Here is a 1,588-nt window from a genome sequence, read left to right as displayed (position 1 = left end):
GGGTCCATGCAGCGTCGACCTCCCCCACCGTCGACCCCGGACGTCGGAGGACCAGAGTACGAATCGTCTTCGGCCGACGCCACCCCTGTTACGCCGGACGGCGACCGCGCGGCGACGCTCAGGTGATGTCGCGGCGCATCGGGACGACCACGGCGATCGCGGCTGCGGCGAGCGCGTACCCGGTCAGCAGCAGCGCGCCGGCCGCCGGCGGCAGGAGCGCGACGGCGTCGCTGCCGAGCTGCGCGGACATCGCGTCGGCGACGTACGTGAAGTCGGTGAGCGCGGCGGTGGCGCCGCCGGGCAGGAGCGGGTAGAGCGCGTTGACGCCGGGGATCATCATCAGTACGGGCTCGGCCAGGTACAGGTAGCCGACCACGACGCACACGGCCGCGACCTGGTTGCGGAGCAGCGCGCCCACGCCGGTGCCGACGAGCAGGTACACCGCCATCGCGACGCCGATGCGGGCGAGCAGCGCCAGCACCGTGGGGGCGGGCAGGCCCGGCGACACGCCACGGGCGGCGGCGACTGTGAACAGGGCTGCCGCGGCGGCGACGGCGAGCAGGAGGCCGTAGGCGAGGCCGACGATCGCGTGGGTGGCGAGTTTGGCGGCCAGCACCCGCCCTCGGCGCGGCGCGAACATGAACGTGACGGCGGCGGTGCCGTGCCGGTGCTCGGACGTGGCCGCGAGGGCGCCGGCGGCGGCGGGCACGAAGGCGGTGAAGCCGAGGATGCCGAGGATGGACCGCAGGCCCTCCTCGGTGTGCAGGCCGGGCATCGGCGGGTCGAAGTTCTCCGGCCCGACGAGCGCCATGAGCCCGACCAAACCGCCGCCGAGCGCGACGGCCGCGAGCAGCAGCCCGGTCCACATGCGGGTGGCCAGGACCCGGCGTAGTTCCGCTCTGATCAGGTTCATCGGGCCTCCGCCTTTTCGGTGGTCAGGTCGAGGAAGAGCTGTTCGAGGCTTGTGGTCTCGGTGACCAGCTCGTGGACCCGCAGCCGGTGGTCGGCGGCCAGGTCGGCGACGCGCGGCGCGTCCAGTCCGCGTACCCGCAGGCGGCCGGGCCCGGCGGCCTCGACGGACCCGGCGGCGGCCGCCAGCGCGGCGGCCAGGGCTGTCGCGTCCGGCGAGGTGACGAGCACCGTCGGCGGGCCGGTGAGCCGCGACCACGGCCCGGCGGCGACGAGTTCGCCGCGCCGGATCACCACCACGTCGTCGACCACCTGCTGGACCTCGTGCAGGACGTGGCTGGAGACCAGTACGGTGCGGCCCTCGTCGGCGAGGCGGCGCAGCAGCCCGCGCAGCCACGACATGCCTTCCGGGTCCAGGCCGTTCGACGGTTCGTCGAGCAGCAGGACGCGCGGGTCGCCGAGCAGCGCCGTGGCGAGGCTGAGCCGTTGCCGCATGCCGGTGGAGAACCCCCGGGTACGACGGTCGGCGGCCTGCGCGAGGCCGAGCAGATCCAGCAGTTCCGCGACCCGGCTGTCCGGGCAGCCGGCCATCGCGGCGTAGACGCCCAGGTGGTCACGGGCGGTGTGGCCGGGGTGGAACGCGTTGCCGTCGAACACCGCGCCGACGGTCCGTGCCGGC

At 74.8% G+C, this 1,588-nt stretch carries 2 protein-coding genes; both read right to left on the bottom strand.

All coding sequences use genetic code 11. The annotated features are described in order from the left end of the window. Positions 1–118: 118 nt before the first annotated feature. Positions 119–913, bottom strand: a complete 795-nt coding sequence (locus KBX39_RS30770) for an ABC transporter permease (RefSeq protein WP_210873903.1) — start codon at positions 911–913, stop codon at positions 119–121. After that, positions 910–1,588, bottom strand: a 679-nt coding sequence (locus tag KBX39_RS30765; RefSeq protein ID WP_210873901.1) for an ATP-binding cassette domain-containing protein, incomplete at its 5' end; no start/stop codon positions are given. The genes KBX39_RS30770 and KBX39_RS30765, both read right to left, overlap by 4 nt.

The sequence above is a fragment of the Micromonospora sp. D75 genome (assembly GCF_018070405.1).
GTDB classification, from domain to species: Bacteria; Actinomycetota; Actinomycetes; order Mycobacteriales; family Micromonosporaceae; genus Micromonospora; species Micromonospora chalcea.
This window is presented reverse-complemented; position numbering and strand designations above follow the sequence as displayed.